Annotated in this window: 1 protein-coding gene; it reads left to right on the plus strand. The window is 74.9% G+C overall.

What is annotated here, in order from left to right:
• Window positions 1-429, plus strand: a 429-nt coding sequence (locus CCN35_RS27305) for a family 4 glycosyl hydrolase (protein WP_483883434.1), incomplete at its 5' end; no start/stop codon positions are given.
• Between the last annotated feature and the right edge of the window lie 156 nt (window positions 430-585).

The raw sequence follows: 585 nt of genomic DNA on the forward strand, positions 1-585 counted from the left end.
GCCGAGAACCGCGAGGCGGCCGGGGCGGGGGAGCGGGAGGCCGACGACCTCTCGGGCGGCTACGAGAAGGTGGCCCTCGCCCTGATGCGGGCCATCGCCCGCGACGAGCGCACCACCCTGATCCTCAACGTCCGCAACCGCGGCACCCTTTCCGTACTGGACTCCGAGGCCGTCGTCGAGGTGCCCTGCCTGGTCGACGCGAGCGGGGCGCACCCGGTCGCGGTGGATCCGCTGCCCGGTCACGCCACCGGGCTGGTCTGCGCGGTGAAGGCGGTCGAGCGCGAGGTGCTCGCGGCGGCCGAGTCGGGCTCCCGCGAGACGGCGGTGAAGGCCTTCGCACTGCATCCGCTCGTCGACTCGGTGGCCGTCGCCCGCCGCCTCGTCGACGGCTACATCGCCGTCCACCCCGGCCTCGCGTATCTGAGGTAGGGGACTTCCGGGCATCCGGAGCAGAGGACTTCGGGGGCTTTCCGCGTCGGACGCGGGGGACGGACGCGGGAGGTGTGCGCGGGCCGGTCGGTCGCTCCCCCGTTCGGCGACCGACCGGCCCGGTTCCCCCGTGGTCCCCCCTGGCTCCCCCGTGGT

The sequence above is a fragment of the Streptomyces thermovulgaris genome (genome assembly GCF_002155915.1).
In the GTDB taxonomy this organism is placed as follows: Bacteria; Actinomycetota; Actinomycetes; order Streptomycetales; family Streptomycetaceae; genus Streptomyces; species Streptomyces thermovulgaris.